We start from the raw sequence: 12,381 nt of genomic DNA on the forward strand, positions 1-12,381 counted from the left end.
GACTACGGCGTCGTCGGCGACCTCTTCGACGTCGTCCCCGCCCTCACCGACGAGGTCAAGACCCGCAAGGGCTGACCCGCTCCACCTCCGACGGGGCCGCGTGGTGTTTCGACACCGCGCGGCCCCGTCCGCGTGACGGCGCCGTGCACGCGGCGGCAGGGGACCATTGACTGACGTCATCGCGACCGTTAACTTCACTATGCGGATTATCAGTTCCGTGAAGTGGAAACATCGAGCATATGGAGGGTGCAGCAATGGGTCAGCAGGAGAAGGTGTCGACGAGCCTCGCGGGTGCGGTCAGCGAGGGCATCAGCGCCTCACTCGCCCCGGTCGACGCCGAGCTCGAGCGCCGCTACCCGGGAGACCCCGGCACCCGTCAGCCGGTCCACACGGTCTACGTCCCCGCTGACGCCTTCGACGCCGGGACCATCCGGTCCTGGGGCGACCAGGCGCTCGCCATGCTCGACGAGCACGCGCCCGACGCCGCCTCGTTCGCGAAGGTGCTCGGCCTGAGCGACGAGCTCGCCGAGCCCGTCCACACCCGCGTCCGCGCGAAGCTGGAGCGCGAGCCCGTGGAGGACCTCCGGGTCGACTTCGAGGACGGCTACCGCCCCAAGTCCGACGCCGACGAGGACGAGGCGGCCGCCCGCGCCGCCCGCATCATCTCCGAGGCGTTCGCCGGGGGAGGGACGGCCGCTCCCTACATGGGCATCCGCATGAAGTGCATGGAGGCCCCGGTCCGCGACCGCGGTATCCGCACCCTCGACATCTTCCTCACCGGCCTCATGGAGCACGGCGGTCTGCCCGAGGGCCTCGTCCTGACGCTGCCGAAGGTCACCTACCCCGAGCAGGTCACCGCGATGGTGCGGCTCGTCGAGGCCTTCGAGAAGCAGCACGGCCTCGACGCGGGCCGGATCGGCTTCGAGATCCAGATCGAGACCAGCCAGTCCATCCTCGCCGCCGACGGCACGGCCGCCGTCGCCCGGATGATCGACGCCGCCGAGGGCCGGGCCACCGGACTGCACTACGGCACCTTCGACTACAGCGCCTGCCTCGGCGTCTCCGCCGCCTACCAGGCCAGCGACCACCCGGCGGCCGACTACGCCAAGGCCGTCATGCAGGTCGCCGCGGCCGGCACCGGCGTACGGGTCTCGGACGGCTCGACCAACGTGCTGCCGGTCGGCACCACCGCCAAGGTCCACGACGCGATGCGGCTGCACTTCGGCCTCACCCGCCGCGCCCTCGCCCGCGCCTACTACCAGGGCTGGGACATGCACCCGGGCCACATCCCGACGCGCTACGCGGCCGTCTTCGCCTTCTACCGCGAGGGCTTCGAGGCCGCCGCCGCGCGCCTGTCCGCCTACGCCAAGCAGGCCGCCGGGGACATCGCCGACGAGCCCGCCACCGCCAAGGCCCTCGCCGGGTACCTGCTGCGCGGTCTGGACTGCGGCGCCCTCGACTCCGGCGAGGTCGTCAGCCGGACGGGCCTCACGCTGGCCGGGCTCGAGCACTACGCGGGCCCGCGCCGCGGCGACCTCACGGTCAAGGGCAAGTAGCCGCACGCCGCCCGGCCCGGGCGGCGGCCCCAGAATCACACTGCCCCTCCCCGGGGTCGGCCGGGGAGGGGCAGTGGTGTGTCCGGGGGCGGGCTCAGCCGGAGGGCGGCAGCTCGCCCGAGCCGCGCTGGATGAGCCGCGTCGGCAGCTCGATGCGCTCCGGGAGCAGCGTGGCCCCGTCGAGCTGCCGGAACAGCCGCTCTGCGGCCGTACGGCCCAGCTGGGCGGCGTCCTGGGCGACGACCGTGACACCGGGGGTCAGCAGGTCGCCCAGTTCGATGTCGTCGAAGCACACGAGGGCGACGGGGTGCGGCTGCTCGGCGAGCACCCGGATGACGGTGACCGCCACGCGGTTGTTGCCCGCGAAGACCGCGGTGACCGGGTCGGGCCCGGTGAGCATGTCCTCGGCGGCCCGCCGGACCCGCTCCGGGTCGGTGGCCCCGAGGGACATCCAGCCGTCCGCGACCGGGATCCCGGCGTCCTCCATCGCGGCCCGGTAGCCGCGCAGTCGCTCCGCGGCGGTGTGGATGCGCGGCTGGTCACCGATGAAGCCGATCCGCCGGTGGCCGCCCGCGATCAGGTGCGCGACCCCGTCCCTGGCCCCGCCGAAGCTGTCCGACAGGACCACGTCCGCGTCGATGCGCCCGGCCGGGCGGTCCACGAACACCGTCGCGACCCCGGCCGCGATCTCGGGCTCCAGGTAGCGGTGGTCGTCACCGGCGGGGATCACCACGAGGCCGTCCACGCGCCGCGCGCACAGGGCGAGCACGAGCTCCTGCTCGCGCTCCGGGTCCTCCGCGCTCGATCCGTTGATGAGCAGCGCGCCGTGCGCCCGGGCGACCTCCTCGACGGCGCGGCTGAGCGGCCCGTAGAAGGGGTCGGCGAGGTCCTCGAGGACCAGGCCTATGCTCGCCGTGCGGCCCTTGCGCAGGACCCGCGCGCTGTCGTTGCGCCGGAAGCCGAGTGCCGCGATCGCCTCCTGCACCCGGCGCTCGGTGTCCGGGGTGACGCCCGGCTCGCCGTTGACGACGCGGGACACGGTCTTGAGGCCGACCCCGGCCCGCGCGGCGACGTCCTTCATCGTCGGGCGGTTGCCGTAGCGGCTCTCGGTGCGGCGGGCGGTGCGGTCCACGGTGCGCTGTCCTGTCCTGTCGTCGCGGCGTTGCGACCGGCCGCCACGCCCTCCCGGGGGCGGGTGCGACGGCCGTTCGTCAGGGGTTCATCATGCGGTATGGCTGTGTGGCGTCGAGCATAGGCCCTGGACAACGTTGTCAGATGCGGGGGAGACTGGCCATCGCATTCCCGGGCTTCCTTACAGTTGCCTCTCGACCTGCTCTTTCCCGGCCTTCTCAGGGGATCTGACACTGATGCACATGGACCTCGTCGCCGCGCTGGACATCGGCGGCACCAAGATCGCCGGCGCCCTCGTGGACGACGGCGGCGCCCTTCTGCTGCGGGCCCAGCGGCCGACCCCCGCGCAGGAGGACGGCGAGACGGTGATGGGAGCCGTGGCGGCGGTGCTCGCCGAGCTCGTGGCCTCCCCGCTGTGGGCGCGCGTGCGCGCCGTGGGGATCGGCAGCGCGGGCCCCGTGGACCGCTCGGCCGGCACCGTCAGCCCGGTCAACGTGCCGGGGTGGCGCGGCTTTCCTCTCGTCGCTCGGGTCCGGGAGCTGGCGGGCGGGCTGCCCGTCGAGCTCATCGGCGACGGGGTCGCGATGACGGCCGCCGAGCACTGGCAGGGCGCGGCCCGCGGGCACGACAACGCGCTGTGCATGGTGGTCTCCACCGGCGTCGGCGGCGGTCTGATCCTGGGCGGACAGCTCCACCCGGGCCCCACGGGCAACGCCGGCCACATCGGCCACATCAGCGTCGACCTGGACGGCGACCCCTGCCCCTGCGGCGCGCGCGGCTGCGTCGAGCGCATCGCCAGCGGTCCGAACATCGCGCGCCGCGCCCTGTCCGACGGCTGGCGCCCGGGCCCCGACGGCGACGAGTCGGCCGCGGCCGTGGCCCGTGCCGCGCGCGCCGGTGACAAGGCCGCCGTCGCCTCCTTCGAGCGGGCCGCGCAGGCGCTGGCTGCGGGGATCGCGGCGACGGCGACCCTCGTCGAGATCGACATCGCCGTGATCGGCGGCGGGGTGGCCAAGGCGGGCGACGTCCTCTTCACGCCGCTGCGCAGCGCGCTGCGCGACTACGCGACGCTGTCCTTCGTGCAGCGCCTGCGGGTGGCCCCCGCGTCGACCGGGACGGACGCGGGGCTCGTGGGCGCCGCGGCCGCCGCGCTGCGCAGCGGCTCCGCCGCGAACCGGGCGCACCCGCAGGCGGTCTGACGCTCCGTCGGACGGGCGGCGCGGACGGCGCGCCGCCCCCCTCGTTCACCTGCTCTTCGCCCGGAAGTCCGCCGTGATTTCCGGGCATCGCGGGCTTCTCAGACGATGCTTGAAGTGCGGACTCCCGGTCGCCTACTGTCCGGGACACGGCGCCCCCACAGCGCTTCTCCCCTTCCCCCATGTACGCCGTCACGTCGTCTACCCGTGAGGGTCACCGAACCATGCGAGCGCTACTGACCAGCAAGACCGCACGGCGGGCCCTGCGCCCCGTGGCGGACCTCATCGACCAGCGCATCGAGCGCAGCGTCGCACCCCTGAGAAACCGGCAGCGTCCGCTGGAGCTGCTGCTCGACGGCACCGGGCGCGGCCCGTCGCGACTGCCCGCCCAGGTCCACCTCGACCGGCTCGTCGACGAGCTCGGCCGCGTCACCGGGGACCGTCCGGGCGCGGAGCGCAATGTGGCGCAGGCGTTCCGGCTCCTGATGGCTGTCGAGGCGCTCGGTGTGGGCCGCATCGCCGGCGGCACCATGAACATCTGCGGCAAGCTCTCCGCCGTCCCGCTCCTCGATCCGCCGAACGACGACATCCTCGAGATCGGCACGCTGTACGGGATGTTCGGCGCGGCCCTGATCCGGATGATGGAGCGGGCCGGCCGGGACCCGCGGCTGACGATCGTCGACCCGCTGGCCGGGCTCCAGCTGCAGCCCGGCACCACCGAGGGCGACGACCCGACCGGCACCCCGGTGCGCGGGGCCGCGGTGCGCAGCAATCTCGCGATGGTGGGTCCCGCGGGCACGAGGGCCCGGATCCAGCAGGGCTTCTCGGGCGACGCCGAGGTGCGCGCCGTCGTGGCCGACCGCGCCTACGGCGTGATCATCGTCGACGGCGACCACTCCGCGGAGGGCGTCGCCGCCGACCTGGCCTGGGCCGAGGAGATCGTGGCGCCCGGCGGGGTCGTCGTCCTGGACGACTTCGGGCACGCCAAGTGGCCGGGCATCAAGGAGGCGTTCGACCAGCACATGGCCGGCGACACCCGGTTCACCTTCCTCGGTCAGGCCGCCAACTCGGGCTATCTGCGCGCCGGTTGACGGCCTGGCCGCGACGTGGCGCGGGGAGCGGGCCCGGTGGGCGCGCTCCCCGCGGATCGTGGTGGACCGGGCGGTTCAGCAGCTCAGTCGGGCGTCCGCCCAGTCGGCGTGGTCGGAGTCGACCCCGTCGCCGCCGTCGGTGACGACGAGCCGGATGCTCTGCGCGCCGGTCACGTCCGCCGTCAGGGGCTGTGCCGCGTCGGCGTTGGTGAGCACCCCGGTCGAGGCCGCCTTCTTGCCGTCGGCCCAGATCTCGAAGGTCACGGTCCCCGCGGTGCCCTTCTCGTCGTCGACGCCGACCTGTGCGGTGACCTTCTCGCAGGAGCGCGCGGTGTAGAAGTCGACGGAGCTGTCGGCGTGCACGCCGAGGCCCGTCGCGTAGACCGTGCCGCCGACGGTGAGCGGATTCCCGTCGCCCGCCTCGCTCTCGCCGTTGCTGGTGTTGCGCTCGACCGGGCCCCAGCCGTTGGTCGAGCCCAGCCACGGGAGGTCGCCGAGGGCGGAGGTGCCGGCCGGTGGCGCCGTCGCGACGTGGGCCGTCACCGGGACCGTGGTCGTGACCCGGGTGCCCCGCGCGGACCGGTAGTCCGCGCGCAGCGTGAGGTCGTACGTGCCGGTCGCGGCGTCCGCGGGCGCGGTCACCTTCCAGGGCGTGGCGAACGCCTTGCCGCCCGGCACCGACCGGGCGCGCGTCGGGCCGGCCGCCGACACCTTCCAGCCGGACGGAGCGTTCAGGGAGACGCTGACGTCCCGTGCGGCGTTGCGGCCCAGGTTCGTGAACCTGGCGGAGACCTTCGACGTGGCGCCCGGCTCGCTGAACAGGTCCTCGCCGAGACCGAGTTCGGCCGCCGGCGGGTACGACCCCCACTTCGGGTCGGCCGCCACGCGCAGCAGCACCGTGCCGTGCGCCGGGACCGTCGCCGCGAGGGTGCCCGCCGAGTTGTAGTTCTTGTGCTGCCACAGGTCCCGTGCCGTGTAGGCGTCGGCCTCGGGCAGGCCCACGTCCCGCGCGGTCGTCGCGATGCGCTGCGCGGAGCCCGTCTCGTTGAACAGGGCGACGGCGCGGCTGCCGTCCTTCATCTCCTTCGAGACGACCCAGCGCCCGCCCTCCGAGGACACCACGGACCCCTGCTTGCCGAGCGGGTCCTGGTCGACGGCGATGACGTCGTGGTTGGAGAGGATCTCGTAGGTCTCGTCGGACGCGGTCCGCAGGTCGGTGCCGATGAGCAGCGGCGCGGCCATGACCGACCACATCGAGAAGTGGGTGCGGTACTCGGTCGGCGTCATGCCGCCGTTGCCGACCTCCAGCATGTCCGGGTCGTTCCAGCGGCCGGGTCCGGCGTACGGCGCGAGCGGCAGGTTCTGCTTCATGAGGGACAGCATCGAACCCCAGCTGTCGCTGATGTCCCCGGTCGTGCGCCACAGCTGGCCCAGGTCGCCGGCCCACTCCCAGGGCTTGTTCGAGCCCCATTCGCAGATGCTGTAGACGATGGGGCGGCCGGTGGCGCGCAACGCGTCCCGCATCGTCGTGTAGCGCTGCTTGGCGTCCACGCCCTGGTTGTTGCAGTTGTCGTACTTGAGGTAGTCGACGCCCCAGTCGGCGAACTGCTGCGCATCGCTGTACTCGTGACCGAGCGCCCCGGGGAAGCCGATGTCGCTGCACGTCTTGGTGCCGGCGCTGGTGTAGATGCCGAGCTTGAGGCCCTTGGCGTGCACGTAGTCCGCGACGGCCTCGATCCCGTCCGGGAAGCGGGCCGGATCGGGCACCAGCTTGCCGTCCGCGTCGCGCTCCGGGAGGGCCCAGCAGTCGTCGAGGTTCACGTACTCGTAGCCGGCGTCCTTGAGGCCCTTGTCGACGAAGATGTCGGCGATGCCTTCGACCATCTTCGCGTCGAAGTCGGCGCGGCAGTGCGTGGAGTTCCAGTTGTTGAAGCCCATCGGCGGGGTGAGTGCGAGCCCATCGTCCGCGGCGGCGGGGGCCGGTCCGGCGGGCGGTTCGGCCGCGGCGGCGCTCGCGGGCAGTGCCGCGAGGCCGCCGGTGCAGAGCACTCCTGCGGCCAGCGCTCCGACGATTCTTCGCCGGACCGCGGCGGCCTGGCGCAGGGGAAGACGACGCATCGTCACGTTCCTCCGGATTCCCGAGAGTGGATCACGGCATGTACGTGTCAGTCGTGCGCGTTGACGGTAGGGCTTGTTGGAGTCTGTTGGAAGGGGTGGGGCGCAGTGGGGTTCGCGCGGGGTGAGAATCCGTCAGAAGGCGGGCGAGTCACGCGAGTCGGTGACCGGCGCCGCCTTCTGTGTCCGGTTCTGTTGGGTTCCGCCGAGCCGCCGAGCCGCCGAGCCGGTCGGTCCGGCGGGTCAGTCGGTCCGGCGGGTCAGTCGGTCCGGCCCAGCGCCTCGCGCACCGAGTCCACCGGGGCCAGCGTCTCGTCCAGGCCGGCCAGGGCGATGATGCGCAGGGTCAGCGGGTGGCGGCAGACCACCGTGGTGCGGGCGCCGCGGGCGCCGGCCCGGCGGGCGGTACGCACCAGCAGGGTGAGCCCGGAGCAGTCGAGGAAGGTCACGCCGGTCAGGTCGAGCGCCACCACCCGGTACGGGCCCGCCGCGACGGTGTCCAGGAGTGGCGTCATGCGGTGCAGTGTGAGGATGTCGATCTCGCCGGCGAACTCCACGACGACACTGTCGCCGCTCTCGCGCACGACGGGCGGCCGGTCCGTCTCGTACGCGCTGCGCGGGCGGGTGAGGTGGTCTGTGCGGTGGCCCTGTCGCATGGGTCCCCCCGGGTTCGGGCACCGGTCCGGCTCCGGGAGGGGAGCCGGGGGTGTGGTCACGGAATCTCGGTGTGCGTTCGATCGGGCGGACACCGGGGGCTGGGGTGTCCGCGCGGCCACGGTAGCGGCCGGGCCCCGGGTGCGCCCCCGGGTCTCGAATTCCCGCACGGACTGCACACTTGATGGAGTGAATCCAGTGGTGCGGGATTGACGGGCGGTGGCAGAGTGCCCAGGTGACGACTGCAGACGAGGTCGACGGGCCTCCCGTGATCGACACCGCGCTCGTGCGGCGTCTGGTCGACCGTCAGTTCCCGCACTGGGCGCGGCTGCCCCTGACACCGGTCGAGCCGGGCGGTTCGGACCACGTCATCCACCGGCTCGGCCCCGGTCTCGCGGTCCGCCTGCCGCGCCGCGCCGATGTGCGCGGTCAGGCCGACAAGGAGGCGGCCTGGCTGCCCCGGCTCGCCCCGCTCCTGCCGCTCGCGGTGCCCGTCCCGGTCGCCGTCGGCCGGCCCGCGCTCGGCTACCCCTACCCGTGGGCCGTGACACGCTGGCTGGACGGGCGCGCCGCGACCGTCGGGGAGGTCGGCGACTCGCACCACGCCGCGCGTGAACTGGCCGGATTTCTCCGGGCGTTGCAGTCCGTTCCGCCGCCCGACGACCGGACGGGACTGACCGGCGGGCGGCTCGCCGACCGGGACGCCTGGACCCGGGGAGCGATCGGCCGTGTCGCCGCCGCTTTCGACGCGCCCGCCCTCACGGCCCTGTGGGACGCCGCGCTCGCCGCACCACCCCGCAGCGCGGACCCGGTCTGGTTCCACGGTGACTTCCACACCGGCAACCTGCTCACCCGTGACGGCCGGGTCAGTGCGGTCATCGACTTCGGCGGCCTCGGCCACGGCGACCCGGCCGTCGACCTCATGATGGCCTTCACCCTGCTGTCCGCTCCGGCCCGTGCCGTCTTCCGCGCCGCGCTCGACGTGGACGACGCGACGTGGCTGCGCGGCCGCGGCTGGGCCCTGACCACGGGCCTGAGCGCCTACACGGCCTACGCCGGGACCAGCCCGGCGATCGCCGCGCAGACCACGCGGCAGATCCGCGCGGCGCTGGCCGGCTGACCGCGCGCAGCCCCGGCGCCCGGCCCCTCATCAGTGCCTGGTTTCCGTGGCAGGGTGTTGCGGGCAAGCCTCTGGGGGCCTACGAAGAGGGGGAACCGTGATCGTCTGGGTCAACGGCGCGTCTCGTGCGGGGAAGACCACCGCCGCCCGTGAGTTGATCGATCTGATCCCGAACAGCACGTTCTTCGACCCCGAGGTGATCGACGCCGAACTGGAGCGGCTGCTGCCGCCCAAGCGGCTCGCGGAAGTGAGCGACCGGCAGGACCTGCCCATCTGGCGCCGTCTCGTGGTCGACACGGCCGCGGCGCTCCATGCCGAACTGGGCGGGGTGCTCGTGGTGCCGATGGCGCTGCTGCGCCAGGAGTACCGCGACGAGATCTTCGGGGGGCTCGCGGCCCGCCGGATTCCTGTGTGCCATGTGCTTCTCGTTCCAGGGGAAACGATCCTGCGCGGACGTGACCCGGGCGGCGAGCTCCCCGCGGACATCGGCCCGTACCGGGCGGCGTTCGCCGGCTGGCTCGCCGCGGACGCGTACCCCGTCGACAACGGCGGCCTGACCCCGCGCGAGACCGCCGTCCGGATCGCGGCCGCCGTCCGCACGGGTACGGCCGCGCCCTGCGACATCGTGCAGACCCCCGAACCCACCGCCGAGACCGTCGCCGCCGGGGTGCTCCTCTTCGACGCCGAGGACCGGGTGCTGCTCGTCGACCCCACGTACAAACCGGGCTGGGAGTTCCCCGGCGGCGTCGTCGAACCCGGCGAGGCGCCCGCCCGGGCCGGCATGCGGGAGGTCGCCGAGGAGACGGGGATAGAGCTCGCGGACGTCCCCAGTCTGCTCGTCGTCGACTGGGAACCGCCGGTGCCGCCGGGGTACGGCGGGCTGCGGCTGCTCTTCGACGGGGGACGGCTGCCGGGGCCCGGCGCGCCCCGCGTCGTCCTGCCGGGACCCGAGCTCAGGGACTGGCGGTTCGTGACCGAGGGCGAGGCGGCGGGCATGCTGCCACCCGTCCGGTTCGAGCGGCTGCGCTGGGCGCTGCGGGCCCGCGAGCGCGGGGCCGCGCACTATCTGGAGGCCGGGGTACCGATGGGCTGAGCGCGGCGCGGCCCTCAGGAGGGCGACGGGTACCCGGCCGCCGCCGCGCGCAGGACGGCGCCGGCCCCGGCCGGCACCGGGTCCCCGTGCCCGAAGCACGCCACCTCGGTGTCCAGCGCGGCCAGTCGCCGGAACGCGGTCAGGGTACGGTCCCGGTCCAGGTTGAAGACGCCCGGGACCACCCGCCCGTCCTCGGGCGACGCGGCGATCGCGTCGCCCGTGAACAGGACGCCGTGCTGCGGCAGGTGGAGCGCGATCGACCCCTCGGTGTGCCCGGGGGCCGGAACCACGTGCGCGCCGCCGCCCAGGTCGAGCACGTCCCCGTCGGCCAGTTCCCGTACGGCGGCCGGGAGTTCGGGGTCGTCGGGCGGATCGGGCAGGGCGGCCAGCGCCGCGGCGTGGAGGGGGCGCTCCCAGTCCTCGTAGACCGGTGCGGGTCCGGGGCGTTCGCCGCGCACGTAGGGGGCGTCGAGCCCGTGCGCGTACACCTCGGCGCCGCTGATCCTGGCGAACGCACCGGTGCCGCCCGCGTGGTCCTCGTGGAAATGGGTGAGGACGATCCGGCGCACGTCCTGCGGGGCGTGGCCCCAGTCCCGCACGGCCTCGGCGATCGGCTCTCCCGCACCGGGAGCGCCCGCGTCGATCAGGGTCAGTTCGGAGCCGTCGCGCCACAGGTACGCCTGGCCGACCGCGAAGCGGAGCAGGCGCAGCCGGGGCGTCAGGTCACGGACCTCGGTCAGGGGATAGGGCTTCATGCCGCGACCCTAGAACCGACGCATCCCGTGGGGCGGGTGGCTCGGCTCTGAGCAGAGCCACCCGCCCCACGGGCGGGCGTCAGCGGGCCGCCGCGTACTTCTGCAGGAACAGCGCCTCCGCGACCGACAGCCGCTTCAGCTCGTCCGGCGACACGCTCTCGTTGACGGCGTGGATCTGCGCCTCGGGCTCGCTCAGGCCGATCAGGAGGATCTCCGCCTCCGGGTACAGCGACGCCAGCGTGTTGCACAGCGGGATCGAGCCGCCCTGGCCGGCGAACTGCATCTCCTGCCCGTCGTACGCCTGCGCCATGGCCTCGGCCATCGCCGCGTACGCCGGGCTGCGCGTGTCGGCGCGGAACGGCTGGCCCTGGCCGACCTGTTCGACCTGGACACGCGCGCCCCACGGGGTGTGCGCCTCGATGTGGGCCATCAGGAGCGCGGTCGCCTCGGCGGCGTCCTGGCCCGGCGGCACCCGCAGGCTGACCAGGGCGCGGGCCCCGGCCTGCACGGACGGCGTCGCGCCGACGACCGGCGGGCAGTCGATGCCGAGCACGGTCACGGCGGGGCGCGCCCAGATGCGGTCGGCGACCGTGCCCGAGCCGATCAGGCCGACCCCGTCGAGCACCTTGGCGTCCTTGCGGAAGGTGCCCTCGTCGTACTGCAGGCCGTCCCAGCCGGCGCCGCCGGGCAGCCCGTCGACCACGGTCGAGCCGTCCTTGTCGCGCAGCGAGTCCAGGACGCGGATCAGGGCGGCGAGCGCGTCCGGCGCGGCCCCGCCGAACTGGCCGGAGTGCAGATTGCCTTCGAGGGTGTCGACCTGCACGCGCACCAGCGTCATGCCGCGCAGCGTGGCCGTCGCGGTCGGCAGGCCGACCCGGAAGTTGCCCGCGTCGCCGATCACGATGGTGTCGGCGGCGAGCAGCTGCGGGTGCTGCTCCGCGTAGCGCTCGAGGCCGCCCGTGCCCATCTCCTCCGAGCCCTCGGCGATCACCTTGACGCTCACGGGGACGCCGCCGTTCGCCTTGAGCGCGCGCAGGGCCAGCAGGTGCAGCAGGACGCCGCCCTTGCAGTCGGCCGAACCGCGTCCGTACCAGCGGCCGTCCTCGCGCTCGGTCAGCTCGAACGGCGGCGTGGCCCAGGCGTCCTCGTCCAGCGGCGGCTGCACGTCGTAGTGCGCGTACAGGAGCACGGTGGGCGCACCGGCCGGGCCGGGCAGGTGACCGTAGACCGACTGCGTGCCGTCGGGGGTGTCGAGGAGCGCGACGTCCTCGAAACCCTCGGCGCGCAGGGCGTCGGCGACCCAGTTCGCGGCACCCTCGCTCTCGCTCTTCGGGTACTGGTCGAAGTCCGCCACCGACTTGAAGGCCACCAGCTCGGCCAGCTCCGCCTGGGCGCGGGGAAGCAGAGAGGCGACGGTCTCGGCGATCGGATGCGGCGACATGGGCACGCTCCTCGTGGGTGCGACGTTGTGCAAGGTGTGCCGATGATCCTCCCACAGGGGGGCTCGGAAGCCGCCGCCGTAGGATGCGGGGTGGCAGAGCGGCAGGCAGTCCCACAGTGGCGATTCGGGAGCAGTAGACCATCGTGAGCAGCGACAACCCGGCGGACGGCAACGAGATGGGCGACGAGCACGACATGAGCGTGTGGGACGTCGTCGTGGTGGGTGCGGG

Annotated in this window: 10 protein-coding genes; 5 read left to right on the forward strand and 5 right to left on the reverse strand. The window is 73.8% G+C overall.

Going from position 1 to position 12,381, the window contains the following annotated elements; translation table 11 throughout:
* Nucleotides 1–254 precede the first annotated feature (254 nt).
* A complete protein-coding gene (locus GTW43_RS15285) occupies nt 255–1,556 on the forward strand; it encodes an aldolase/citrate lyase family protein (RefSeq protein ID WP_161302479.1) in 1,302 nt (433 codons plus the stop codon).
* Nucleotides 1,557–1,650: 94 nt separating this feature from the next.
* Here GTW43_RS15285 and GTW43_RS15290 read toward each other — a convergent pair whose 3' ends face one another.
* Nucleotides 1,651–2,688, reverse strand: a complete 1,038-nt coding sequence (locus tag GTW43_RS15290) for a LacI family DNA-binding transcriptional regulator (RefSeq protein WP_161302481.1) — start codon at nt 2,686–2,688, stop codon at nt 1,651–1,653.
* A 235-nt stretch (nt 2,689–2,923) separates the two neighbouring features.
* Between GTW43_RS15290 and GTW43_RS15295 the strand changes: the two genes are divergently transcribed.
* Complete coding sequence (locus GTW43_RS15295; RefSeq protein WP_161302483.1) at nt 2,924–3,886, forward strand: ROK family protein; 963 nt, start codon at nt 2,924–2,926, stop codon at nt 3,884–3,886.
* Nucleotides 3,887–4,107: 221 nt separating this feature from the next.
* Nucleotides 4,108–4,974: a class I SAM-dependent methyltransferase gene (locus tag GTW43_RS15300; protein ID WP_161302485.1), complete on the forward strand. Its 867-nt coding sequence runs from the start codon at nt 4,108–4,110 to the stop codon at nt 4,972–4,974.
* A gap of 75 nt (nt 4,975–5,049) precedes the next feature.
* Here the strand turns inward: GTW43_RS15300 and GTW43_RS15305 are convergent, their stop codons facing one another.
* Both GTW43_RS15305 and GTW43_RS15310 read right to left on the reverse strand, forming a co-directional pair.
* Nucleotides 5,050–7,092, reverse strand: coding sequence for an NPCBM/NEW2 domain-containing protein (locus GTW43_RS15305; protein WP_202501466.1), 2,043 nt, complete (start codon nt 7,090–7,092; stop codon nt 5,050–5,052).
* 257 nt (nt 7,093–7,349) lie between these two features.
* Nucleotides 7,350–7,745, reverse strand: a complete 396-nt coding sequence (locus GTW43_RS15310) for an anti-sigma factor antagonist (protein ID WP_161302487.1) — start codon at nt 7,743–7,745, stop codon at nt 7,350–7,352.
* A gap of 233 nt (nt 7,746–7,978) precedes the next feature.
* Here GTW43_RS15310 and GTW43_RS15315 point away from each other — a divergent pair, with 233 nt between their 5' ends.
* Nucleotides 7,979–8,863 (forward strand): aminoglycoside phosphotransferase family protein, encoded by an 885-nt coding sequence (locus GTW43_RS15315; protein WP_343246014.1) that lies wholly within the window; start codon nt 7,979–7,981, stop codon nt 8,861–8,863.
* A 97-nt stretch (nt 8,864–8,960) separates the two neighbouring features.
* Nucleotides 8,961–9,956, forward strand: coding sequence for an NUDIX domain-containing protein (locus tag GTW43_RS15320; protein WP_161302489.1), 996 nt, complete (start codon nt 8,961–8,963; stop codon nt 9,954–9,956).
* Nucleotides 9,957–9,970: 14 nt separating this feature from the next.
* Here GTW43_RS15320 and GTW43_RS15325 read toward each other — a convergent pair whose 3' ends face one another.
* Entirely contained in the window at nt 9,971–10,711 is a 741-nt protein-coding gene (locus GTW43_RS15325; protein WP_161302491.1) for an MBL fold metallo-hydrolase, read from the reverse strand.
* A 79-nt stretch (nt 10,712–10,790) separates the two neighbouring features.
* Nucleotides 10,791–12,152: a dipeptidase gene (locus GTW43_RS15330; RefSeq protein ID WP_161302493.1), complete on the reverse strand. Its 1,362-nt coding sequence runs from the start codon at nt 12,150–12,152 to the stop codon at nt 10,791–10,793.
* Nucleotides 12,153–12,381 lie beyond the last annotated feature (229 nt).

This window comes from Streptomyces sp. SID5785, assembly GCF_009870065.1.
In the GTDB taxonomy this organism is placed as follows: Bacteria; Actinomycetota; Actinomycetes; order Streptomycetales; family Streptomycetaceae; genus Streptomyces.

Coding starts and splice junctions, on each gene's coding strand:
- GTW43_RS15285 (WP_161302479.1), top strand. CDS start 255: ATGGGTCAGCAGGAGAAGGTGTCGACGAGCCTCGCGGGTGCGGTCAGC.
- GTW43_RS15295 (WP_161302483.1), top strand. CDS start 2,924: ATGCACATGGACCTCGTCGCCGCGCTGGACATCGGCGGCACCAAGATC.
- GTW43_RS15300 (WP_161302485.1), top strand. CDS start 4,108: ATGCGAGCGCTACTGACCAGCAAGACCGCACGGCGGGCCCTGCGCCCC.
- GTW43_RS15305 (WP_202501466.1), bottom strand. CDS start 7,092: ATGCGTCGTCTTCCCCTGCGCCAGGCCGCCGCGGTCCGGCGAAGAATC.
- GTW43_RS15310 (WP_161302487.1), bottom strand. CDS start 7,745: ATGCGACAGGGCCACCGCACAGACCACCTCACCCGCCCGCGCAGCGCG.
- GTW43_RS15325 (WP_161302491.1), bottom strand. CDS start 10,711: ATGAAGCCCTATCCCCTGACCGAGGTCCGTGACCTGACGCCCCGGCTG.
- GTW43_RS15330 (WP_161302493.1), bottom strand. CDS start 12,152: ATGTCGCCGCATCCGATCGCCGAGACCGTCGCCTCTCTGCTTCCCCGC.